The 23,430-nt window shown below is 61.9% G+C and carries 20 protein-coding genes; 14 read left to right on the top strand and 6 right to left on the bottom strand.

The features are described 5' to 3' along the window. Nucleotides 1–102: 102 nt before the first annotated feature. The 4 genes from JHD64_RS06390 to JHD64_RS06405 all read left to right on the top strand — a co-directional run bounded on the left by JHD64_RS06390 (nucleotide 103) and on the right by JHD64_RS06405 (nucleotide 4,540). Nucleotides 103–1,731: a phosphoethanolamine transferase gene (locus JHD64_RS06390; protein WP_199052638.1), complete on the top strand. Its 1,629-nt coding sequence runs from the start codon at nucleotides 103–105 to the stop codon at nucleotides 1,729–1,731. A 69-nt stretch (nucleotides 1,732–1,800) separates the two neighbouring features. Next, on the top strand, nucleotides 1,801–2,574 hold the full coding sequence (gene xth / locus JHD64_RS06395; RefSeq protein ID WP_059286953.1) for an exodeoxyribonuclease III: 774 nt from the start codon (nucleotides 1,801–1,803) through the stop codon (nucleotides 2,572–2,574). A gap of 153 nt (nucleotides 2,575–2,727) precedes the next feature. Beyond that, complete coding sequence (gene rquA, locus JHD64_RS06400) at nucleotides 2,728–3,429, top strand: rhodoquinone biosynthesis methyltransferase RquA (RefSeq protein ID WP_199052639.1); 702 nt, start codon at nucleotides 2,728–2,730, stop codon at nucleotides 3,427–3,429. Nucleotides 3,430–3,565: 136 nt separating this feature from the next. After that, nucleotides 3,566–4,540 (top strand): hypothetical protein, encoded by a 975-nt coding sequence (locus tag JHD64_RS06405; protein ID WP_199052640.1) that lies wholly within the window; start codon nucleotides 3,566–3,568, stop codon nucleotides 4,538–4,540. 158 nt (nucleotides 4,541–4,698) lie between these two features. Here JHD64_RS06405 and JHD64_RS06410 read toward each other — a convergent pair whose 3' ends face one another. Further along, complete coding sequence (locus tag JHD64_RS06410) at nucleotides 4,699–5,481, bottom strand: ferredoxin--NADP reductase (RefSeq protein ID WP_059286481.1); 783 nt, start codon at nucleotides 5,479–5,481, stop codon at nucleotides 4,699–4,701. A 462-nt stretch (nucleotides 5,482–5,943) separates the two neighbouring features. Here JHD64_RS06410 and JHD64_RS06415 point away from each other — a divergent pair, with 462 nt between their 5' ends. Next, nucleotides 5,944–6,954, top strand: a complete 1,011-nt coding sequence (locus JHD64_RS06415) for an isocitrate/isopropylmalate dehydrogenase family protein (protein ID WP_199052641.1) — start codon at nucleotides 5,944–5,946, stop codon at nucleotides 6,952–6,954. 657 nt (nucleotides 6,955–7,611) lie between these two features. Here JHD64_RS06415 and JHD64_RS06420 read toward each other — a convergent pair. Both JHD64_RS06420 and JHD64_RS06425 read right to left on the bottom strand, forming a co-directional pair. Next, nucleotides 7,612–8,649 carry a glycosyltransferase family 1 protein gene (locus tag JHD64_RS06420; protein WP_199052642.1) on the bottom strand — a complete coding sequence of 346 codons (1,038 nt, stop codon included), beginning with the start codon at nucleotides 8,647–8,649 and terminating at the stop codon, nucleotides 7,612–7,614. After that, a complete protein-coding gene (locus tag JHD64_RS06425; protein WP_233170363.1) occupies nucleotides 8,637–9,584 on the bottom strand; it encodes a UDP-2,3-diacylglucosamine diphosphatase in 948 nt (315 codons plus the stop codon). The genes JHD64_RS06420 and JHD64_RS06425 overlap by 13 nt, the downstream gene beginning before the upstream one ends. Nucleotides 9,585–9,770: 186 nt before the next feature. On the opposite strand from JHD64_RS06425, the gene JHD64_RS06430 reads away from it, so the two are divergent. Genes JHD64_RS06430 through JHD64_RS22330 form a run of 4 tightly spaced genes read left to right on the top strand, consistent with a single transcriptional unit; the run spans nucleotide 9,771 to nucleotide 12,694 of the window. Beyond that, nucleotides 9,771–10,040: a PepSY domain-containing protein gene (locus JHD64_RS06430; protein ID WP_059286484.1), complete on the top strand. Its 270-nt coding sequence runs from the start codon at nucleotides 9,771–9,773 to the stop codon at nucleotides 10,038–10,040. Nucleotides 10,041–10,095: 55 nt separating this feature from the next. Next, nucleotides 10,096–10,671: a cytochrome b/b6 domain-containing protein gene (locus tag JHD64_RS06435; RefSeq protein WP_199052643.1), complete on the top strand. Its 576-nt coding sequence runs from the start codon at nucleotides 10,096–10,098 to the stop codon at nucleotides 10,669–10,671. A gap of 2 nt (nucleotides 10,672–10,673) precedes the next feature. Beyond that, nucleotides 10,674–11,336 (top strand): response regulator, encoded by a 663-nt coding sequence (locus JHD64_RS06440; RefSeq protein ID WP_059286486.1) that lies wholly within the window; start codon nucleotides 10,674–10,676, stop codon nucleotides 11,334–11,336. After that, nucleotides 11,333–12,694 carry an ATP-binding protein gene (locus JHD64_RS22330; RefSeq protein ID WP_199052644.1) on the top strand — a complete coding sequence of 454 codons (1,362 nt, stop codon included), beginning with the start codon at nucleotides 11,333–11,335 and terminating at the stop codon, nucleotides 12,692–12,694. The genes JHD64_RS06440 and JHD64_RS22330 overlap by 4 nt, the downstream gene beginning before the upstream one ends. A gap of 168 nt (nucleotides 12,695–12,862) precedes the next feature. Here the strand turns inward: JHD64_RS22330 and JHD64_RS06450 are convergent, their stop codons facing one another. After that, nucleotides 12,863–13,246 carry a hypothetical protein gene (locus JHD64_RS06450; protein WP_146215926.1) on the bottom strand — a complete coding sequence of 128 codons (384 nt, stop codon included), beginning with the start codon at nucleotides 13,244–13,246 and terminating at the stop codon, nucleotides 12,863–12,865. 193 nt (nucleotides 13,247–13,439) lie between these two features. Between JHD64_RS06450 and JHD64_RS06455 the strand changes: the two genes are divergently transcribed. From JHD64_RS06455 to JHD64_RS06475, 5 genes are all read left to right on the top strand, one after another. Continuing rightward, nucleotides 13,440–14,699 carry a HAMP domain-containing sensor histidine kinase gene (locus JHD64_RS06455; protein ID WP_170124154.1) on the top strand — a complete coding sequence of 420 codons (1,260 nt, stop codon included), beginning with the start codon at nucleotides 13,440–13,442 and terminating at the stop codon, nucleotides 14,697–14,699. 1 nt (nucleotide 14,700) lies between these two features. Further along, nucleotides 14,701–15,228, top strand: coding sequence for a response regulator transcription factor (locus JHD64_RS06460; RefSeq protein WP_059286121.1), 528 nt, complete (start codon nucleotides 14,701–14,703; stop codon nucleotides 15,226–15,228). Between the two features lie 319 nt (nucleotides 15,229–15,547). Then, nucleotides 15,548–17,170: a 3-(methylthio)propionyl-CoA ligase gene (locus tag JHD64_RS06465; protein WP_059287415.1), complete on the top strand. Its 1,623-nt coding sequence runs from the start codon at nucleotides 15,548–15,550 to the stop codon at nucleotides 17,168–17,170. A 688-nt stretch (nucleotides 17,171–17,858) separates the two neighbouring features. After that, complete coding sequence (locus JHD64_RS06470; RefSeq protein ID WP_199052645.1) at nucleotides 17,859–19,733, top strand: methyl-accepting chemotaxis protein; 1,875 nt, start codon at nucleotides 17,859–17,861, stop codon at nucleotides 19,731–19,733. A gap of 78 nt (nucleotides 19,734–19,811) precedes the next feature. After that, nucleotides 19,812–21,455 carry a tetratricopeptide repeat protein gene (locus JHD64_RS06475; protein ID WP_199052646.1) on the top strand — a complete coding sequence of 548 codons (1,644 nt, stop codon included), beginning with the start codon at nucleotides 19,812–19,814 and terminating at the stop codon, nucleotides 21,453–21,455. Between the two features lie 52 nt (nucleotides 21,456–21,507). Here JHD64_RS06475 and JHD64_RS06480 read toward each other — a convergent pair whose 3' ends face one another. Together JHD64_RS06480 and JHD64_RS06485 are read right to left on the bottom strand one after the other, a co-directional pair. After that, a complete protein-coding gene (locus JHD64_RS06480; protein ID WP_199052647.1) occupies nucleotides 21,508–22,908 on the bottom strand; it encodes an FAD-binding oxidoreductase in 1,401 nt (466 codons plus the stop codon). Between the two features lies 1 nt (nucleotide 22,909). Then, nucleotides 22,910–23,422, bottom strand: a complete 513-nt coding sequence (locus JHD64_RS06485) for a cupin domain-containing protein (RefSeq protein ID WP_059286063.1) — start codon at nucleotides 23,420–23,422, stop codon at nucleotides 22,910–22,912. Nucleotides 23,423–23,430: the final 8 nt, after the last annotated feature.

Raw genomic sequence — 23,430 nt, forward strand, 5'->3', positions numbered from 1 at the left:
CACCTGATAATCAAGGCAGACCGCCGCTATGGCCGGTCTGTTCCATTGCCGGGCCGCTTGTACCGCACAGCAGTGCGGCGGCCCCTTGTTGACGAGGGCAAGATGGTTTCCAACAGCTCCATTCGACCCGAGCGACTCACCCTGCTGGTGTCGCTCGCGCTGGTATTGTTTTACAACCTGCCATTCTGGCGCGAAATGTTGCGCATCGTCGGCCCGCTGGATGGCCACGGCATCAAGCTGTTGCTGGAATCCTTCCTGCTGGTGACAGCGTTTTACAATCTGGTGCTGTCGCTGTTCAACTGGCCGTATATCGGCAAGCCCTTGATGGCGCTGTTGCTGCTGATTACCTCTTTCATCACCTATTTCATGAACCAGTACGGGGTGATGATTGATGTACACATGGTGCAAAACGCAGTCCAGACCGATAACAAGGAAGTGCGCGATCTGCTGACCGGCAAGATGGCACTGTTTGTCGTGGTGCTGGGCATCCTGCCCGCCTGGTGGCTGTGCCGGCGCCAGATCCAATGGCGCTCGCCGCTGCGCGAGAGTGGTGCACGTCTGCTGACCCTCCTGATTTCCGCCGCGGTGTTGCTGGGCATCGCCTTTGCCGCTTACCAGGACTTTGCCTCGCTGTTCCGCAACAACCGCCAGCTACGGCATTACCTGACGCCTTTCAACTATATCCAGGCCACCAATGGCTATATCCAGGACCACTACAATAGCGGTCCCATCGTGGTCAGCCCGCTGGGAGAGGATGCCAAACGCGATGCCAGCTGGCAGCAGCACAAGCGCAAGACCGTGTTTGTACTGGTGGTGGGCGAAACCGCGCGTGCCGATCATTTTTCCCTCAATGGCTACCCGCGCAATACCAATCCCAAGCTGGCGGCACAGAGCGGCTTGATCAACCTGCCCAATGTGCATTCCTGCGGCACGGAAACCGCCGTCTCGGTGCCCTGCATGTTCTCCGATATCGGCCGCGCCAATTACGATGGAGACAAGGCCGCACGCCAGCAAAACGTGCTGGATGTACTGCAGCGCGCCGGCTACAAGGTGATCTGGCGTGACAACCAGTCCGGCTGCAAGGATGTGTGCAACCGTGTGACGCTGGAAGACGTCAGCAACAGCAAGGATGACAAGCTGTGTACCACGGGCGAATGCTGGGACGAAATCCTGCTGAAAAATGCCCAGCAGCTGATCGACCAGTCCGACCGCGACGTGGTGCTGGTGCTGCACCAGATGGGCAGCCACGGCCCGGCCTATTACAAGCGTTATCCGCCAGCGCAGGAGCAGTTCAAGCCGGTATGCCAGACCAGCGAGCTGTCACGCTGCCCGCGCGAGCAGATCGTCAACGGTTTCGACAACACCATCCTGTATACCGATACCGTACTGTCCGGCATCATCGACTTCCTGCGAGCCAACCAGCAGCGCTATAACACCGGCATGCTGTATATGTCCGACCATGGCGAATCGCTGGGCGAAAACGGCATGTACCTGCATGGCACGCCCTATCTGTTTGCGCCGGAAGCGCAAAAGCATATCGGGGCGATGATGTGGTTCTCCGACAGCTTCCAGCAGGAAGTCGGGCTGAACCAGCGCTGCCTGGAAGGGCGCAAGGCTGAGCCTTATTCGCATGACAATCTGTTCCACTCGCTGCTGGGCTTGCTGGGGGTGCATACCAGCGTCTACAACAAGCAGCTGGACATGTTTGCCCCGTGCCGCCAGCCGGGCTGATACCTTGTCTGTAATGTGTAGTGGCTGCCTGCAGGCAGCTGCTTTCATCCGTAAACGAGAACTGAAGATATGCAATTAGCCACCTGGAACGTCAACTCACTCAAGGTCCGTCTGCCACAGGTATTGCAGTGGCTGGCAGATAGCCCGGTGGACGTGCTCTGTCTGCAGGAACTGAAGATGGATCAGGACGTGTTCCCGCTGGCCGAGATCGAGGCCGCCGGATATCGCGCTGCCTGGTTTGGCCAGAAAACCTATAACGGCGTGGCCATCCTGGTACGGCAGCCCCTGCAGCTGGACGATGTGGTGCAAGGTATTCCCGGCTATGACGACCCGCAACGCCGGGTGATTGCCGCCACGGTAAACGGCGTGCGCGTGATCTGTGGCTACTTCGTCAACGGCGAAGCCGTTGATTCGCCGAAGTATCCATACAAGCTGGAATGGCTGGGCAAGCTGCATGCCTATGTGGCCGACGAGCTCACCCGCCACCCGCAGCTGGCCTTGCTGGGCGACTACAATATCGCGCCGGAAGACCGCGATGTGTACGACCCGGAAAGCTGGCACGAACAGGTGCTGTGCAGCACGCCGGAGCGTGCGGCATTTCAAGCCTTGATTGGCCTGGGGCTGGCCGACAGCTTCCGCCTGTTCAATCAGGAGGACAAGCAATACAGCTGGTGGGATTACCGCGCCATGATGTTCCGCCGCAACAAGGGCGTGCGCATCGACCACATCCTGATTACGCCGGCGCTGCAGGCGCGCGCCAGCGCATGTGTCATCGACAAGACCCCGCGCAAGTGGGAACGCCCGTCCGATCACACCCCGGTGGTGCTGACCCTGGCAGACTAGGCCGCATTCCATGCGTACAACGGCCCGGCAGGGCCGTTTTGCATTGGTAAACAGCAGCTTGCCGGATCGGGATAAAGCTTGGCCTAGCTCAATAATTTGCATATTAGCATTTGCTAAACTTTATTGATGAATAGCTAATGCCAAGGTGCCACCATGAGCCGCAACCACCCACCGCTGCCGTGCAATCCCTATTACGAAGGAGTGCCGGACTATATGACCGAAGTCTACGACTGGGCCTACGTCAACCCGCGCCGCGCCGCGCTGCTGGACCGCAATCTGGTGGTCAGCACGCTGTTGTTTCTGAATGACCAGCGGCTGATGCGCCGCTATCTGCAGCAGATCCAGCCCGGCATGCGGGTGTGGCAGGTAGCCCATGTCTATGGCGATCTGGTGCAAAAGGCCGCCGCCAGGGTGGGCAGTCAGGGCGAGTTCGTGCTGACCGACATCACCCCGGTCCAGGTCGAACATGCTGTGCGCAAGCTGCGTGACTATCCGCAGGCCCGCGTGGTGCGCGCCGATGCGGCCACATTCCGCCTGGAACAACAGCCAGACCTGGTGTGCAGCTTCTTCCTGTTGCATGAAGTACCGGATGATTTGAAGCAGCGCATTGTCGACAATATGCTGGCACAAGTCCCGCAAGGGGGCAGGGCGGTGTTTGTCGACTATCATCGGCCGGCAGCATGGCAACCGATAGGATGGTTGCTCAAGTGGGTCAACCGCAAGCTGGAACCCTTTGCCGAAGCACTGTGGCGTAATGAAATTTCAGCGTATGCCAGCCATGCCGAACGGTTCAGCTGGCACAAGGAAACCTTGTTTGGCGCGGTTTATCAGGTTGTGACCGTCACCCACCGCTAGTTTTGTACTTAGCGTTACACGGGCTTACATAGCACTCACAGACGGGCTTGACGGGCAGGGCTAGGATACGACTCATGGAAACACCGCTGCGGTGTCTCGGAAAGAACACTCCCCACTTGATATTGGAGAACGCAACATGAAAAAACTGACCCTGCTCGTTTTGTCTGCCGCCTTCGGTCTGAGCTCCGCTGCTGGTTTCGCCGCCACCAACGCTTCTGCTCCGGCTGCTTCCGCACCGAAAGCCAAAGCTGCCAAGATTCACCACGCCAAGAAGGGCGAAAAGAAAGTAGAAGCTTCTGCTCAGAAAGCCCAAGCTGCTGACGCTTCCGCCCCGGCTAAAAAGGCTGTGAAAAAGCACCACGCCAAAAAGCATGCTGCCAAGAAGGTAGACGCTTCGGCTCAGAAAGCCCAGGCTGCTGACGCTTCCGCTCCGGCTAAAAAGGCTGTGAAAAAGCACCATGCCAAAAAGCATGCTGCCAAGAAGGTAGATGCTTCCGCTCAGAAAGCCCAGGCTGCTGACGCTTCCGCACCGGCTAAAAAGGCTGCCAAAAAGCACCACGCCAAAAAGCATGCTGCCAAGAAAGTAGACGCTTCCGCTCAGAAAGCCCAGGCTGCTGACGCTTCCGCTCCGGCTAAAAAGGCTGCCAAAAAGCATCACGCCAAAAAGCACGCTGCCAAGAAAGTAGACGCTTCCGCTCAGAAAGCCCAGGCTGCTGATGCTTCCGCTCCGGCTAAAAAGGCTGCCAAAAAGCACCACGCTAAAAAGCACGCTGCCAAGAAAGTAGAAGCTTCCGCTCAGAAAGCCCAGGCTGCTGACGCTTCCGCTCCGGCTAAAAAGGCTGCCAAAAAGCACCACGCTAAAAAGCACGCTGCCAAGAAAGTAGAAGCTTCCGCTCAGAAAGCCCAGGCTGCTGACGCTTCCGCTCCGGCCAAAAAGCACGCTGCCAAAAAGCACCACGCTAAAAAGCACGCTGCCAAGAAAGTAGAAGCTTCCGCTCAGAAAGCCCAGGCTGCTGATGCTTCCGCTCCGGCCAAGAAGCACGCTGCCAAAAAACACCACGCTAAAAAGCACGCTGCCAAGAAAGCCGCTCCGGCTTCCGCAGCAAACTAATCAGACGTCAGCGTCTGGCTCGCAATAAGTAAAGGGAGGCTTCGGCCTCCCTTTTTGCATCTGTTGTTTCCGTCTGTAGCCGACATCGTTGGAGTACCGGCAAAGAAAAACGCCATCCTGCTGGATGGCGTTTTGTCTGTGGCCAGTGAAAAGTCAGATCACTTTTCCACGAAGGCGCGTTCGATGGCGTAGTCGCCCGGCTCGCCCATGCGCGGGGATTCCTTGAAGCCGAGGCCATTCAGGATTTCGCACAGGTCGTGCAGCATGGACGGGCTACCGCAGATCAGCACGCGGTCGTTTTCCGGATTCAGCTGCGGCAGGCCGATATCGGCGCACATCTTGCCACTGGTGATCAGATCGGTCAGGCGGCCCTGGTTGCGGAAGGGTTCGCGGGTCACGGTCGGATAGTAGATCAGCTTTTCTTTGACGATATCGCCAAAGAACTCGTTTTCCGGCAGTTCATTGGTGATGTAGTCGTGATAGCCCAGTTCGCTGACCCAGCGTACGCCGTGGGTCAGAATGACCTTGTCGTAGCGCTCGTAAACTTCCGGGTCCTTGATGATGGACATGAACGGTGCCAGGCCAGTACCGGTAGACAGCAGATACAGGTTTTTGCCCGGCAGCAGGTTGTCTTGCACCAGAGTGCCGGTGGGCTTCTTGCTGATCATCACGGTATCACCAACCTGCAGGTGTTGCAGGCGCGAGGTCAGCGGGCCGTCTTGTACCTTGATGCTGTAAAACTCCAGATGCTCTTCGTAATTGGAGCTGACAATGGAGTAGGCGCGCATCAGCGGCTTGCCGTTCACTTCCAGGCCGATCATGACAAATTGGCCGTTGATGAAGCGCAGACCGGCATCGCGGGTGCAGGTGAAGGTGAACAGGGTGTCGTTCCAGTGGTGAACCGACAAGACCTTTTCAGCGGTCAGATTGGGGGAGGACATATAAATTGCTGCTCGCTATCCAAAAGAAATCAAGGAATGAGTGGTTGCCGCGATTTTACCCTTTTCGGGTCCGCTTGACTAAACATTGCTAGCCGTTCTCACTATGTCATTGTACATAATGATCAAATCGCCGCGCTGCCAGGCCTGGTCACTGTCTGTGGCGTACAAGGCATGCGGCCTGGCGGGAAAGTCAACTGGAACAGGATGTTACCTTAAAGCATGGGCTAGCCCTAACGATTTCTTTCCGCTGTGTTTATTCCTGATTGTTCTTAATCACTGATTGATTTAGATCAGCAAATTGTATTGCACGCTGCGCTAGTGCATAAAGGTATTGGCCTGGTTGCTGTTGTCCGACAGTGTACCAAGCCAAATCCCATCGCCATTCTTTTGTCATTATTTTTGGGCGCTTGCAGTTCTGGCGAGTACAATCTGCTGTTCTGCAGACAGAAAGCGGAGCGTGCAATGAAGCTGTGTGTGATTCCCGGAGACGGGATCGGTCATGAAGTGGTGCCGGTGGCGGTCGGGGTGCTGCAAGCCGTGCTGCCTGGCTTGCAGCTGGTATTTGCCGATGCGGGCTGGGAAGAGTTCTGCCGCAATGGCAAGGCGCTGCCTGAGCGCACCCTGGCGGCTGCCCGTGAATGCGGGGCAGTGTTTTTTGGTGCCGTCAGCTCGCCCATGCAACTGGTGGAGGGCTATCGCTCGCCCATTGTGCAATTGCGCCGCGAACTGGGCTGCCATGCCAATATCCGCCCCACGCTCAGTTTGCCGCTGGCTAGCAGCCGTAGCGGCATTGATCTGATCATCGTGCGTGAAAATACCGAAGACCTGTATGTGGGGGATGAGCAGTCTGATGGTGAAGTGGCGGTGGCCATCAAGCGCATTACCCGCAAGGCATCCCTGCGGGTGGCGCGCAGCGCATTCGAATTGGCGCGCAATGCTGGCCGCCAGCGCATCACCATCATTCACAAGGCCAATATCCTGCCACGCACCGATGGCCTGTTCCGCGACTGTGCACGCGAAGTGGCACGGGACTTTCCGGAAATCGCGGTGGACGAAATGCTGGTGGATACCGCTGCCTTGCGTCTGGCACAGGCGCCGGAAAGCTTCGACATGCTGCTGGCACCCAATCTGTATGGCGATATTCTGTCGGATCTGGCTGCGGCATTTGGTGGCGGACTGGGTCTGGCGCCTTCATTGAATCTGGGCGTCGCAGCAGCGATTGCCGAGCCCGTGCATGGTTCTGCCCCGGACATCGCCGGCCAGGGCATTGCCAATCCGCTGGCGGCCATTCTCAGTGCGGCCATGTTGCTGCGGGTCTGGTGGCAGCGGCCGGAACTGGCGCTGCGTATCGAGCAGGCAGTACGGGCCACATTGCTGGATGGCATTGCCACGCCTGACGTGATGTCGCCCGGGGTGACGACCCAGCATCTGGCACGGGTGGTGATTGAGCGCATCAGGCAGCAGCAGGACTAGAATGTGAAAGAGGGCGGCTTGACTGGCCGCCCTCCGAGGTGTGTCACTGCATGTTTCAGAAGGTTTTGCGGGATAACGCAAACATTACATACAAGACTGCAACCCGAGCCGCGGCGAACATGTTTGCCAACGATGTTCTGCAAAACCGCGAACAGGTCATTACCAAAGAACAGGCTGTATGCACAGCACCAGATAAGTCGTAAAGCACTGATATTACGTGAACCATGCCCTTGGTTGTGCGGGCGGTAACATCATGATCGCTGCCTGTTAGGGTGGCGGATAAGGGCTTTCCAGCCCCGGCTAACTCATCAAGCTCAAGCAAAGTCTGTTGTTTCGTGTCTGGCTTACCGACGACCTGTCGTTGATGCATCCGTGATGGACGCTGGGAGTGCTCCCGGCTACGCTGAAGCAGCCGCCATCAAACCTGAGAAGGCGATGGGTTCTGAACACAAGGTTGAACAAGGTTGTCGGAATCCGGCCAATGACTCATCCCAAACCCTCCCTGTTACTGAATGATTTCAGTATAGGCCGGTGCTGGCCGGACTCAAGTTTTTTTTGTAGCGCGCTGCAGGCCGCGGCCATGGCAATGTGCTGAAGTCTTGTCCCTGCTGCCATGGGCGCTGCGACCATTTTGCAACGCCAGCGCTGCTGGCGGCCTCAACCTGCCTGTGGTTTGAGGATGGCGATGCGCTCTGGCGGATTGGGGTGCAAGTGTTGTTCGAACTGGCGTGCGGCAGCTGCCCAGGAAAATCCTTCGGCCACCCGGCGCACATGGCTGCGGTCGATGTTCATTGCATCCAGGCAGGCCTGGCGCAGATCGTCGGCGAGCACGCCCGCTCCGCTGTTACCCACCACATCCAGTGGTCCGGCCACCGGATAGGCCGCGACCGGCGTGCCGCAGGCCATGGCCTCCAGCAGCACCAGGCCAAAGGTGTCGGTCAGGCTGGGGAAGACAAACACGTCTGCGGCGCGGTAGAAGCGCGCCAGTTCGTTTTGCGGAAATACGCCGGCAAAGTGGACTTCAGGATATTCACGTTGCAGGCGGGCCATCAGCGGGCCATCGCCCACCACCCATTTGCTGCCCGGCAGGTCGAGCTTGAGGAAGGCTTCGATGTTCTTTTCCACCGCGACCCGCCCGATATAGACAAAGCGCGGGGCCGTGCTTTCATCCAGCCGGTCGCGTTCGCCGGGAGTGAACAGGTTGGTATCCACGCCGCGACTCCATAACACCACCTTGGTAAAACCGCGGGCGCGCAGGTCATCGGCAATGGACTGGGTGGGCACCATGGTGGCGGCACCGGCATTGTGGAAGTGCCGCATCCAGGCATAGCTGATGGACAGCGGCAGGCGGGTACGGGCGGCAATGTATTCCGGAAAGCGTGTGTGATAAGCAGTGGTGAAGGCCAGTTTGTGGCGCAGGCAGTAGCGGCGTGCCGCCAGTCCCAGCGGGCCTTCGGTGGCGATATGGATGGCGTGTGGCGCCAGTTCGGCAATCCGTCGTGCTACCTGGCGGTAGGGCAGGATGGACAGGCGGATGTCGGGATAGGTGGGGCAGGGCAGGGTCTTGAATTCCAGCGGCGTGATCATGTCCACCTGATGGCCGAACTGGGTCAGCTCGCGGCTGGTTTCGGTAAGGGTACGGACTACGCCGTTGACTTGCGGTTTCCAGGCGTCAGTGACGATCAGGATGCGCATGGTGTCTCCTGGGTGGGGTCGGACAGTTGGGCAGTGGTGTCTGCCTGCGTCAGCATGGCCGGTGTGGCCGGTTGCGGCAGCCAGGCGGGTTGGGTGGCGGCTGCCTGGCCGGCGGGGGGCGGTGTCACGCCGGGGCTTTGCTTGTTTTTGCGGCGGGTGGGTTCGGGGGCGGATTGCAATTCGGTCCAGTACACCACTTCCAGCCGGCCATCGGCGTGTTCGACCAGGGCCGACAGGCTTTCCACCCAGTCGCCGCTGTTGCCGTACAGGATGCCGTCGATCTCGCGCACTTCGGCCTTGTGGATGTGGCCGCAAATCACGCCGTCGTAGTCGCGGCGGCGGGCTTCGCCGGCAAGGATCTTCTCGAAGTCGCTGATGAAGTTGACCGCGTTTTTTACCTTGTGCTTGAGATATTGCGACAGCGACCAGTACGGCATGCCCAGCTGCTTGCGCAGCCAGTTGAAGCCACGGTTCAGTTCCAGAATGACGGTGTAGAGCGAGTCGCCGACATAGGCCAGCCACTTGATGTGCTGGATGACGCCGTCGAATTCGTCGCCGTGGATGATCAGCAGGCGCTTGCCATCGGCGGTGGTGTGCTCGGCCTCGCGGCGGATGGCGATGCCTCCGAAGTCCAGCCCCACATAGTGGCGGGCGGCTTCGTCGTGATTGCCCGGCACATAGACGACCTGACAGCCCTTGCGCGCCTTGCGCAGCACTTTTTGCACCACATCGTTGTGGCTTTGCTTCCAGTACCAGGACTTTTTCAGTTGCCAGCCGTCGACGATATCGCCCACCAGATAGAGGTAGTCGGATTCGTTGTGCTTGAGGAAGTCGAGCAGATGGTCGGCGCGGCAGCCGGAGGTGCCCAGATGTACATCGGAAATCCAGATGGCGCGATAGTGGCGGCTGCTGGTGGAGGCGGTATCGGGCTGCATGTCGGGTCCGTTCTGCCGTGTTGTACCGCGTCATGCTGCATGGTGCAGATGACAGCGCGATGTGGCTTTGGTGACGGACGCATGACGCAATGCCAGAGATCGGCTGTTTAAGCGGCATTTAAGCGATACCCGTTTTAATGGGCCCTGTCGCCGGAATGAACCGGTTTAATCCAGGAGAGTCGAGAAATGAACAAACTGCTGCTGCCCGCCCTGTGTGCTGCCTTTGCCGCCCCTGCCGTATGGGCTTCTGCCAAGTGTGAAACCCACCCCAGGAGTGAGTGGATCAAGCAGGAAGATTTCAAGAAACAGCTGGAAGCTCAGGGCTACAAGATCGACAAGTTCAAGGTGAGCGGCCAGTGCTATGAAATCTATGGCAAGAACAAGAATGACAAGAAGGTGGAAATCTACTTCGACACCAAGACCGGCAAGCCGGTAAAGAGCGAAGTACAGCAATAAGGTGTTGCAGGCCGGGGACTCCCGGCCGGCTTGTTGGCTGAAAGGAAATGGATTGATGGCTGACAATACCCAGGGAATCAAGGTGTGGGACCGTTTTGTCCGGGTGTTCCACTGGACGCTGGCGGCCTGTGTGCTGGGCAATTATTTTGTACTGGAAGATGGCGAAGGCCCCCATCGCTGGGCTGGCTATCTGGCTGCGGTGCTGGTGCTGTCGCGGGTGGTGTGGGGCTTTGTCGGCAGCAGGCCTGCCCGCTTTGCTGATTTCTTTCCTACGCCGCGCCGCTTGCGGGCACACTGGCAAGACCTGCGCCAGGGCCGGCTGGATGCCCATGCCGGGCATAATCCGCTGGGCGCCTTGATGATGTTGTGGCTGATGGCGCTGGTGCTGGGATTGGCTGTCACCGGCTACCTGCTGGGCAGCGATGCTTTCTGGGGGGACGATGGCATGCAGGCACTGCATGGCGCGCTGGCCAATATCCTGATCGGCAGTGTCGGCCTGCATGTGCTGGCGGCACTGGTGATGAGCCGGCTGGGTGGCATCAATCTGATCAAGGCCATGGTGACTGGCATCAAACCCGTGCCACAGCGCGGCGTGGAGCAGGCCAGGGCCGGAGTCGAGGCAAGGAAATAAACATGCGCATATTGGTGGTGGAGGATGATCCGCTGATTGGTGATGGCCTGAAAATGGGGCTGGGACAGCTGGGCTTTGTCGTCGACTGGTTTCGCCAGGGGCGGGAAGGGCTGGCCGCGCTGTCGGCGGCTCCATTTGATGCCGTGGTGCTGGACCTGGGCCTGCCGGGCATGGACGGCATGGACATCCTCGCCGCCTGGCGTCAGGCCGGGCAGGATGTGCCGGTACTGGTGCTGACCGCCCGCGATACATTGGACGAGCGCCTGCAAGGACTGGATGCCGGCGCGGATGACTATCTGGTCAAGCCGTTTGCCTTGAGCGAAGTGGCGGCGCGCTTGCGGGCGCTGATTCGGCGGCGCCATGGCCAGAGTGTGAGCCGGCTGGTGCATGGTGCGGTGAGTTTTGATCCGGTGGCCCGTACCGCCTGGCTGGAGGACAAGGCTCTGGAACTGACGGCGCGTGAGCTGGCCTTGCTGGAACTGTTGCTGTCCAGCAAGGGACGGGTGCTGTCGCGCGAGCTGATCGAAGAAAAGCTTTACGGCTGGGGGCAGGAGCTGGAAAGCAATGCCGTGGAGGTGTATGTCCATCACCTGCGCAAAAAACTGGGGGCTGGCTTTATCCGCACCCAGCGCGGTATTGGCTACGCACTGGGCGAGCCGCAATGAGGCAGCGGCCAACCCTGCAGCGGCGGCTGGCAGTGCTGTTGCTGATTACCGTGCCGCTGATCTGGCTGGTGTCCACGGTGGTGGCCGCCTATGCAGCCCATCACAAAGTGGACGAGTTGTACGACACCCAGCTCACCCTGTTTGCCCGGCAATTGCTCAGCGTCAATATGGGGGAGCATGGCGAGGGCGAGCTGCCGGTCTTGCCCAAAACCAAAAAGCTGATCCGTGGCGGTGACCGCGGCGATATCGAAGATGACGACATCGGCGTGGCGGTATGGAATGAGCAGGGTGATTTGTTGCTGAGCGACGGCAAGGGGCGTCATTTCCGCTTCGATGCCGCGCGGCGCGGTTTTTATACGGTCAGCGGGCAGGATGACAAGGATGAGTGGCGTCTGTTTTATCTGCCGGCACCGGATGGCTCGCGGCTGGTGGCGGTAGGCCAGCGGCAGAAGCTGCGGCACGAGGTGGTGCGCAAGGTGATACAGGGCCAGCTGCTGCCGTGGCTGCTGGGTTTGCCGGTCTTGCTGCTGCTGATTCTGTGGGCGGTGCGCCAGGGGCTGCGCCCACTGCAGCTGCTGGCGGACAATCTGGCCCGGCGCAGCCCGCTGGAGCACAGCCCGCTGCCGGAGAATGTACCGGGCGAGGTCCTGCCCATGGTGCGTGCGCTGAATGCACTGCTGGCGCGCATTGCCGCGGCCATGGAGCACGAACGCCGCTTTACTGCTGATGCCGCGCATGAGTTGCGCACGCCGCTGGCGGCCTTGCAGGTGCAGGCCGAGGTGATGGCGCTGATGCCGGACGAAGCCGGCCGCCAGCATGCGCTAGGGCAGTTGCAGCAGGGCATTGGTCGCGCCACGCGCCTGGTGGAGCAATTGCTGGCGCTATCGCGGCTGGACCCGCTGCAGGGCTTGCCGGCGGCGCAGCCGGTGGACTGGGCCGTGGTATGCCGCGACGCCATGGCCGATGTGTCTGCCGCCGCCGCGGCCAAGAACATGCAGCTGCAACTGCATTGGCAGGACGGCGCGGCACAGGTCTTGCCCTTGGCCGGCGATGCCACCTTGCTCACCCTGATGCTGCGCAATCTCTTGGACAATGCGGTGCGCTATTGCCCGCCCGGTGCCTGCATCGAATTGCAGGCGGCTGCGACTGGCCTGGTGGTGCGGGATGATGGGCCGGGTATTGCGCCGGAGTGGCTGGCGCGGGTGCATGAACGCTTTTTCCGTCCGCCCGGGCAGGATATGCCGGGCAGCGGGCTGGGTTTGTCCATTGTCGAGCGCATTGCCAGCCTGCACGGCCTGTGCCTGCAACTGGCCAATCGCCCGGAGGGCGGCTTGCAGGTGAGCCTGCATGTGGCCTGAGTGGCTGCCTGCGACAATCTGTCGCATTGGCGGCCACGGCAGCATGGCGTAGGCTGAGTCAATGTTAGCCGGGTTGCCCAAGGTTTTGCCCGGCACATCCAAGAGTTGCAGCCCGCCCCGACCCGGCGGGCTTTCTTTTGGTCACCGCCCCTTGCCGGGTGCGGTGGATCAGCCCTCAGGCCCGGCCTGGCTGCGCAATTGCCAGAACAAGGCATTGCACACTCCGCCAGCCACGGCCCCGACATAATAGTTGAACAGCGGGTCGTACAAAGCCGGCTGCAGCCAGCGGCTGTAATACACGGTGACGACGCCGCCGATGAGGGCGCCGGGCAGGGCCGCCAGCGCCAGCAGGCGCCAGCGCGGCCAGCTTTGCTGCCAGCGGCTGATGCCGGCATCCAGCGACAGGCGCAGCAGAACCAGCAGCATGCCGGCCAGCGCGGCCGGCAAGGCACCGATGATGTAGGCCAGCATGGGGATGACCCCGCTGGCCAGCAAGCCCACCAGTGGCCCCAGCGCGATAAACAGGATCAGGCCGCAGCCTGCGAGTTTCAAATGTTTCATCCGGCTCAGTTCGACAAAAAGTGTTGCAAGACTAGCAGACTGGCCGGGCGGCGACGAGCAGGGCAGTGCTGTTGCGGCTTGCCGCCGCGGTGAGGGGGAGGTCGGTCCGCCAGCGCAGCCGGTCATGGTGTGCGGCATTATGTCGCAGTCACCATCGGCGCTGCGGGATGCTAAAGTGTCGGCCATGCTGGCCCAACTGTTTTCCTCCTCTTCCCGTCTGGTCGCCGATCTGCCGGATGCGGTGCGCCTGATCGCCCGTCTGCGCTGGCTGATGCTGGCCGCCGGTGGCCTGTTGCTGCTGCTGTGCGCACTGTCCGGCCTGGCGCTGCCCTGGCTGCTGCTGTTGCAGGCGCTGGCCACACTGGCCTTGTTCAACGCGGTACTCAGCCAGCGCTTGCGCCAGGGTAGCCCGGCCCTGCCCCTGTTGCGGCTGGGTTTGCTGGCCGACCTGCTGGCCCTGACCGAGTGCATGGCGTTCAGCGGCGGTGCGGCCAATCCGCTGGCCTCGCTGTATCTGCCGCCGGTGCTGTTTGCCGCCCTGCTGTCGCCCGGTCTGTTTGCCTGGGGCCTGTCCTTGCTCAGCATGCTGGCCTATGCCGCGCTGTTTGGCTGGCATCTGCCCTGGCCCTTGCAGGGCAGCGATGCCGCCTATGCCTTTTCCCTGCACCTGGTCGGCATGTGGCTGACCTTTGCCCTGTCGGCGTTGCTGATCACCAGCTTTGTGTCCTGGCTGGCCCGTCAGCTGGCGGCGCGCGAGGCGGCGCTGGCCGCGGCGCGGGAAACCCAGTTGCGCGATGAACAACTGCTGGCGGTGGGCATGCAGGCAGCCGGTGCGGCGCATTCGCTGTCCACCCCGATCAATACCCTGACCCTGCTGGTGGATGACATGCTGCAACAGCATGCGGCGGATGCGAATCTGCAAGAGGACCTGCAATTGATGCAGGCCCAGCTGGGCAGCTGTGCCCAGGCGCTGGCGCGGCTCAAGCAGGGCATTCAGCAACAGGATGCCGCCATTCCGCTATTCGCCACCCTGGCGCAGCAGCTATCCGGCTGGCGCAGCCTGCGGCCGGATGTGCAGCTGGACTGGCAGGCCCCGGCCGGTGCGGACCCGCGGGTGCGGCTGGATGCCGCCTTCTGGCCGGCCTTTTTCAATCTGATCAATAATGCGGCCGAGGCCGGTGGCGGCGCGCTGACGGTTACCGCATCCTTGCTGGACGGTCAGTTGCAGCTGGACATCATCAATCGCGAAGGCTGTCTCAGCGCCCAGCAATTGCAACGCGCCGGCCTGGCGCCGCTGGATTCGGACAAGCCGGCCGGCATGGGGCTGGGGGTGATGCTCAGCCATGCCACGCTGGCACGGCTGGGCGGAACCCTGACCCTGGATAACCGTGCCGAGGGGGGCGTACACGCCTGCGTGCGGCTGCCCTTGTCACAGGAGGAGTGAAATGGCGCTGGATTTCCTGCTGGTCGATGATGACCAGGCTTTTGCCACGGTGCTGGCGCGTTCGCTGACGCGGCGTGGCTTTCGCGTCGAGTGCGCCGCCGATGGCGCTGCTGCGCTGCAAACACGGGATGAACCACCGCTGCGCATCCTGCTGGACCTGAATCTGGAAGGCGAAAGCGGCCTGCGGCTATTGCCCGAATTGCGGCAGTGCTATCCGCATGCTGCGGTGGTGGTGCTGACCGGCTATGCCAGCATCGCCACCGCGGTGGAGGCGACCAAGCTGGGCGCGGTGCAATACCTGGCCAAGCCGGCCGGGGTGGATGACATCCTGGCGGCCTTCCAGCAGGTGATGGCCAATCCGGAGCTGCCGCTGTCACCACAGCCGATGTCCCTGCGGCGGGTCACCTGGGAGCATCTGCAACGGGTGCTGAACGAGCATGATGGCAATATCTCGGCTACCGCCCGCTCCATGGGCATGCACCGCCGCACCTTGCAACGCATGCTGGCCAAGCGCCCGGTCAAAAGCTAAAACGCATCAGCTGTTGTATTGCCAGCACAGTGCCGCCGCGGGCCAACTGGCAAGCTGCTTGTCGTCCGCCTTTGCAGTGGACTGGCCGCCAGAACGCCGCCCTTTGCTGCCTTGCCCGCCTTAGCCCTGCTGCAGCAGGGCTTTATTGTGCTTTCTGCCAAGCAAGCGCTAGGAAACTTCCCGTCTATTCCCCTGCAAACCTCTGTTTTCATCAGCAGGTCTTTCCGGTTTTCATCAGAAAATGTGATTGGAGCAAATGCCCCAAAATGCCTATGGTCTTTTGATGCATTCCAAACCACGACAATAGAGGGGAAACAAGATGCGTGGACAAATGATGGAGCAGCCGCTGCTGATCTCCGCCCTGCTGCAACATGCCGAAACCTACCATGGCGACAGCGAGATCGTGTCGCGTACCGTGGAAGGCCCGATTCACCGCTATACCTACCGTGAAGCTGCCCGCCGCAGCCGGCAGCTGGCCAATGCGCTGGCCGGGCTTGGTGTGCAGCACGGCGACACCGTGGGCACCCTTGCCTGGAACGGCTACCGCCACTACGAAATCTACTTCGCCACCTCCGGCTCCGGTGCCATCTGTCATACCGTCAACCCGCGCCTGTTTGCCGAGCAGATCAGCTACATCATCAATCACGGCGAAGACAAGGTGCTGATGTTTGATCTCAGCTTCCTGTCCGTGGTGGAGCAGATCGCTGCCGAACTGACCACCGTGCAGCATTTTGTCCTGCTGACCGACCGCGCCCACATGCCGCGCGAGTCCACGCTGGACAACCTCTTGTGCTATGAAGACCTGGTCAACAGCCATAGCGACCAATACCAGTGGCCGGATTTCGACGAAAACACCGCCTCCAGCCTGTGCTACACCTCGGGTACCACCGGCAACCCCAAGGGCGTGCTGTATTCGCACCGTTCCACCGTGCTGCATGCCTTTGCCAGTTCGCTGCCGGACAGCCTGGATATCTCTGCCCAGGGCGCCATCATGCCGGTGGTGCCGATGTTCCACGTCAATGGCTGGGGCCTGCCCTACAGCTGCACCATGAACGGGGCCAAGCTGGTGTTGCCCGGCCCCAAGATGGACGGCGTCAACCTGTACGAGCTGATCGAAAGCGAAGGCGTCACCATGGCGGCCGGTGTGCCCACCATCTGGATGATGCTGTTGCAGCATTGCCAGAAGAATCACCTGAAGATTCACAGCCTGAAGCGGGTGATTGTCGGTGGTTCGGCCGCGCCGGAAAGCATGGTGGACCAGCTGGCCGAACACGGTGCCGAGCTGCGCCAGCTGTGGGGCATGACCGAATTGTCGCCCTGTGGCACCACCAGTACGCCCAAGTTCAAGCACAACGGTTGCGACACACCGACACTACGTGCACTGCAAACCAAGCAGGGCCGTCCCATTTACGGCGTGGCCATCCGCATTGTCGACGACGAAGGCAAGCCGCTGCCCAATGACGGTGTGGCCTTTGGCAATCTGCAGGTCAAGGGTTCCTGGGTGCTGTCGCGCTACTTCAAGCGCGAGCTGGACGATTCCCATACTGAAGACGGCTGGTTCAATACCGGCGATGTGGTCACCATCGACCGCGATGGCTACATGAAGATCACCGACCGCACCAAGGACGTGATCAAGTCCGGCGGCGAGTGGATCAGCTCCATCGAGCTGGAAAACATCCTGGTGGGTCATCCGGCGGTGGCCGAAGCCGCGGCCATCGGTGTGCTGCATCCCAAGTGGGACGAACGCCCCTTGATGGTGGTGGTGCTCAAGCCCGGTGCCAGCGCCACCCGCGAAGAGCTGATCGGCTTTTACGAAGGCAAGATTGCCAAGTGGTGGACGCCGGACGACGTGGTGTTTCTGGACGAGCTGCCGCATACCGCCACCGGCAAGCTGCAGAAGATGAAACTGCGTGAAATGTTCAAGGATTACCAGTGGGCATGAGCGCTAAGAGCGGCTGACAAAACCCCGTAGAGAACCCGGCCACGGCGCGCCGACGCGACAGTACAAAGAGTACGGCAAGGAGGCGCAAGGCTGGAGCGGGGGTTTTGTCAGCGGGTCTAAGCTGCTGAATTGAATGGACAGAATAGAGCTTTTGCGCTAAATTGTGCATCGCACTGAAGGCCGCAAGGCCTTTTGTGGTGTTAGCCCCTCGAAGCATCAAGCTGGTAACCCCAGCCAGATGTTTCTTCCTCGTGTTGGCCCCTGAGAACCCTCAGGGGATTTTTTTTGCCTGCCTCCCGCCTTTCCTGTGCGCCGCCACCTGGCCGGCCCCTGCTGCCTTGTTGCCGACCTGCCCTGCCAGGGCAGGGGTCCGTGCCGCACTGTTTCCTCGCTGTGCCGTAGCGGTGCTGGTCGCTGGCCAGCCACTTTGCTGTGCTGGATCAAATTGTAAATTAGATTTTCATAATTTAATGATGGCCATGCGTGCTCGCCGCCCGGAAAAAGGCGCATGGTTGAACGAGATTTTAACGGTGAGCTGCAACAATTCGACCCTGATAGCCGCTGACAAACCCCCGCTCCAGCGTTGCGCCGCCTTGCCGTACGCCATGTACCGTCTGCGGCGGCGCGCCTTGGCCGGGGTTCTCTACAAGCTTGTGTGAGCGGCTCTTTAAGCATACGAGGGGAAAACATGAAATCCTTGCGCAGCAAACTGATAGCCTTCAATGCCTTGCTGATGGCCTTGTTTGGCCTGGTGCTGGTACTGCTTGTATTCATCCAGATGCGCGGAGAAATTCTCAGCGGGCTGAATCACGAATTCGATTCTGCGCTCAAGGGGCAGAGCAGCGTGGTGAAAACCTGGCTGGATGACAAGAAACAGGAAATCGCCGCCCAGGCCAGCGTGGCCGGCGAGGCCGATGCCCTGCGTTTTCTCAAGGTGGGCGCCAAGGCCGGTTTCAATGTGAATTACGCCGGTTTTGCCGATGGCCATTCGCTGTTTTCCGACGACTGGAGCGCCCCGGCCGACTACAAGGTGACCGAGCGCGACTGGTATAAGCAGGCCATGGCCGCCGGCAAGCCGATCGTGACCGAGCCCTATGTCGATGAAGCCAGCAAGAAGCTCACCATCACCGTGGCCGCCCCCATTACGCATGCGGGCAGCACGGTGGGGGTGGTGGGGGGCGATGTTTTCGTCGACAGCCTGGTCAAGTCGGTGCTGTCCCTGCAGATTCGCGGCGGTGGCTATGCCTTTATCGCCGACAGCAAGGGCAAGCTGCTGGCGCATCCACAGGCGGCACTGACCCTCAAGCCCCTCAGCCAGCTGGCCCCCGAGCTGACCGCCGACAAGCTGGCCGAGCTGGCCGGGTCGGCCAGCCTGCAACAGGTACGCATGGGCGATCAGGACATGCTGTTGTCGGTGCAGCGCATTCCGGACAGCGACTGGCTGATCGGGCTGGCCACGCACAAGGATGCCATCCTGGCACCGCTTGATACCCTGTTGCTGACCGTGGCCGGCTTGAGCGTGCTGGTGTTTGCCTTGCTGATTCCGCTGGCCGGGCTGCTGCTGGGGCGCATGCTGGGCGGACTGGTGGCCTTGAAAAACGCCATGGAAGACATTGCCCACGGTGAGGGCGATCTCACCCTGCGGCTGCAGGAGGGCGGGCAGGATGAAATCGCCGCCACCGCCCGCGCTTTCAACCAGTTTGTGACGCAACTGGCCACGCTGTTCCGTGGCCTGCGCGACAATGCCGGCGGTGTGATGGCGGGTGTCGGCCAGGTGTCGTCCCAGGTGCAGGGCGTGGCAGACAGCGCGCGCAGCATTTCCGACATGTCTTCGTCCAATGCCGCCACGCTGGAGCAGATTACCGTCAGCATCGCCCATATCGCCGACAATGCGCGGGCGGCCGACCAGCTGGCCAGCGCCACCGGCAGCGGGCTGGAGTCCGGCGCGCAGGGCATGCTGCAGCTGGCCGATGGCATGGAAAGCACGGTGCAGTCGGTGCGCTCGCTGGAAAGCATGCTGGCGGCACTGGAGCAGCGCTCGCAGCAGATTTCCGGCATTACCGAAGTGATCCGCGATATCGCCGACCAGACCAATCTGCTGGCGCTCAACGCCGCCATCGAGGCCGCCCGTGCCGGCGAGCAGGGCCGCGGCTTTGCCGTGGTGGCCGACGAAGTACGCAAGCTGGCCGAGCGCACGGCGCAGGCCACGGTGGAAATTGCCGGCATGGTGACGGCCATCCGCACGGAAACCGGCAAGGCGGTGGGCGATGTGCAGCAGACGGTGACCGTGGTGAACGATGGCGTGCAGCTCACCCAGCAGGCGGTGGCCACCATCCAGTCCATCCGCCACTCCATGCTGGAAGTGGTGAGCAAGATGTCAGAGATTTCCCATTCCACCCAGGAACAGCACAATGCCAGCACGCTGATTGCGCAAAGCTCGGAGCAGATCAACAGCCGGGTGCTGGAAAACGACAGCCTGCTGCAGCAGGCCAGCGAAACCTTGCAGGGCCTCGCCGGCCAGGCCGGGCAGATGAATGGCGAGTTTGCCAAGTTCCGGCTGTAAGCCGCTAAAATGCACGAGCGCCGCCGCCTTCGGGCGGCTTTTTACCGTCAGCTGCCGTGCAAGGAGGGCTGTTTGAAAATGCTGTCGCCACTGGCCCTGCGTGCCGCCACGCTGCTGGCCGAGCACAATCTGCCCGCTGCCTTGCTGGCGGCACAGGATTGTCTGCAGGCCGAGCCGGACAATGCGCCGATGTGGAATCTGCTGGGTGTCTGTGCCGCCAGGCTGGGGCAGGGCGAGCTGGCCCGCCACTGCTGGCTGCAGGCACTGCAACTGGATGCGGCGGTGGCCGATGCCCATTACAACCTGGGCTGCCTGCATGAGGACGGCGGCGACACGGCCCAGGCCGTGCTGCACTACCAGGCGGAATTGGCGCACAACCCGCGACACCAGGACAGCCTGTTCCGCCTGGCGCGGCGTTATCAGCAAGAGGGCCGCGTGATGCAGGAGGCGGCCTGCTGGCGCCGCTTGTTGCGCTTGCAGCCCGATCATGTGGTGGCGCTGCACGACCTGCTGCTGCTGTGCCAGCGGCAGCGGCGCTGGCGGCTGGCGGCGCGCTTGTTGCAGCGGGCATTGCGCTTGCCGCAGTTGAGTCATGCCGAGGCGGCGGCACTGGCGGCGGCCTGTCTGCACCAGGGCATGGCCAGGGAGGCCATGCGCTTGCTGCAGCAATCCGTGCCGCTTGCCCAGGCGGATGCCGGCCAGGCGGCGATCTGGGCACTGGCCTGCAGCGAATTGCGCCAGGCAGCGGCGGCAGAAGCGGCCTGGCGTCAGGCGGTGGCCAGCCAGCCACAACAGCCACGGCATCTGCAGAACCTGGGCTATCTGCTGCTGGCACAGGGGCGCTGGCAGGAGGGCTGGCAGGCACACGAAGCGCGCCTGCTACGCCCACCTGTCGAGCTGGGCCTGCCATGTCTTGCTGCGCCGCGCTGGCAGGGCGAGTCGCTGGCCGGGCGACATCTGCTGGTGTGGTTCGAGCAGGGGCTGGGCGATGCCCTGCAGTGCTGCCGCTATCTGCCCTTGCTGCAGGCTGCGCGTCTGACCGTGGTGTGCCGGCCGGAGCTGATGCGCCTGTTGCACAGCATGGCGCTGAGCTGTCCGGTGCAATTCCTGCCGCTCACCAGCCTGGACATGGCCTTACCGGCCCACGATTGCCATGTTTTTTCCATGAGCCTGCCCTGGTTGCTGCAGCCCGATCCGGCGCGCACGCCGCCAGCACGGTTTGTCCTGCCACCTGTTCCCGCACTGCCGGCCCGACAGCGCAAGCTGCGGCTGGGACTGGTATGGCGTGGCCATGCGCGGCATCCCTTTGATCATCACCGTTCGCTGCCCGACATCCGCCTGCTGACGCCGCTGTTGCAACTGCCGCACATCGAGTGGCTGAGCCTGCAATTGCCAACTGACGCCACCGAGCAGACATGGCTGGGGCAGTGGCCGCAGCTGCTGGCCGGGGAGGGCGGACTGGCTGATCTGGCGGATACGGCGGGCGTATTGGCACAACTGGACGGGCTGGTGACGGTGGACACCGCGCTGGTGCATCTGGCCGGCAGCCTGGGACTGCGCTGCTGGCTGTTACTGTCGGCCAGCCATACCGACTGGCGCTGGGGCTGGGAGGGCGCGCACACGCCATGGTATCCGGCGCTGCGCTTGTACCGTCAGCAGCAGGCCGGCGACTGGCCGGGCCTGCTGGCCCGGCTGGCTGCCGATCTGGCGGCGCTGGCTTAGCGTGGCCAGCAAGGGCGTAACGTTACCGGGAGCGTGACAGAGCTGTCAGCCGCTATTCATCGCCGAGAGCGGACAACCACTTGCCGGGATTCATCAGCCCCTGCGGGTCCAGCAGCTGCTTGATGCTGCGCATCAGCTGCAGGGCAAGCGGGTCCTGGTAGCGCTGCAGCCAGTGGCCCTTGAGCTGGCCCACACCATGCTCTGCCGCCAGTGTGCCCTGATGGCGGTAGACCAGCTCGTAGACGATGGCATTGACGCTGTCCTCGTCCTCGAACAGATCGGCATTGTCCGGCCGGGTAAAGCTGATGTTGTAATGCAGATTGCCATCGCCGGCATGACCGAAGGCGATGATGCGCACGCCGGGAAAGGCTGCGGTCAGCGCAGTCTCGCATTCTGCCAGGAAGGCCGGAATGGCCGAGCTGGGAACGCCGATATCGTGCTTGATGCTGGGGCCATCGCGCTTCTGGGTTTCCGACATGGCCTCACGCAGCTGCCACAGGCGCTGGCGTTCGGCTTCGCTGTGTGCCAGCACGCCGTCACCCAGTGTCTGGGTGGCCAGCCAGTCCACCAGCTGCTGTTGCAGTGCCTGGCTGTCGCCGCTGTCGGATAACTCCACCAGTACCGCCCACGGCTGGATGAAGGGCAGCTGGCCGGGGTGGTATTTGTCCAGCAGCCGCTGGCAGGCTTGCGACATGATTTCAAAAGTGGTCAGCCGGTCGCCAAAAGCCTGGCGCAAGGCCGACAGCAGCGCGATGGCGGCCTGGCTGCCCGCTACCCCCAGCCAGGCCGTGGCATGGGCGGTGGGCAGCGGAAACAGCTTGAGCGTGGCGGCGGTAATCAGCCCCAGCTGGCCTTCTGCCCCGATAAACAGCTGCTTTACATCCAGCCCGCTGGTGTCCTTGCGCAGGGCGGAGAGCTGATGCAGCACCCGCCCATCCGGCAGCACCACTTCCAGCCCCAGTGTCAGTTCGCGCATGGTGCCGTAACGCAGCACCGCCAGCCCGCCGGCATTGGTGGAAAGATTGCCACCGATCTGGCAGCTGCCTTCGCTGGCCAGGGACAGCGGAAACAGCCGGCCGGCGTCTGCGGCCAGCTGTTGTAGCTGGGCCAGCGTCATGCCGGCTTCCACCGTGATGCTGTCATTGGCGGTGTCGATGGCGCGCAGACGGTTGAGCCGGCGCAGGCCGATCACCAGCTGGCGGCCGGAGGCATCCGGCGTGGCGGCGCCACAGGTGGAGGTGTTGCCGCCTTGCGGCACCACGGCGACCTGATGTGCCTGGCACAGCTGCAGCAGTGCCGCCACTTCGGCCGTGCTGCCGGGCAGGGCTACCGCCAGCGGCAGGCCCTGATAGCGGCGGCGGTAGTCCAGGGCGTAGGCGGCGGTATCCTGCGGCTGGGTCAGCAGATGTTGCGGCCCGATGATGGCGGCAGCGGCAGCGAGAAACGGGGGCATGTCAGTCATGTTCCTGTTGTGCGCGCAAGGCATCCGGCAGACCGTCGTGTGCGCCCTGCAACTGGCCGGGGCAATCACGCCAGTGACGGGGGCCAAGCGCATCATTGCGCGCCGGGTGCAGCGGGTAGTGCAGCTGGTTGTCGTCGCGGTCGCGGTCGCCCACACACAGCAGCCGCACATCGTGCGCGGTATTGTTAAGGAAGCTGTGGGCAATGCCGCTGCCGGCGGGAAAGCCCACCGAGTCACCGGCTTGCAGGCGATGCAGCACGCCATCCAGCCAGACATCCGGTTCGCCTTCCAGCACGTAGACGAATTCGTCCTCGGTCTTTTCGGCATGCGGCCAGGAAGTACGACGGCCCGGTGGCAGCAGTTCATGATGAATGCCGATGCGCTGCAGGCCAAAAAAGCGGCCCAGCGGCGAACCGATGGACAGCAGCTCGCTGCTGCCCGGGTAACTGGCCGTGTCCGCTTCTTGCAGCTCGCGCCAGTGTCTGATGCAGGATGGCCGTTCCATCACGTTTC

This window comes from Aquitalea sp. ASV15 (genome assembly GCF_016429115.1).
Lineage (GTDB): Bacteria > Pseudomonadota > Gammaproteobacteria > Burkholderiales > Chromobacteriaceae > Aquitalea > Aquitalea magnusonii.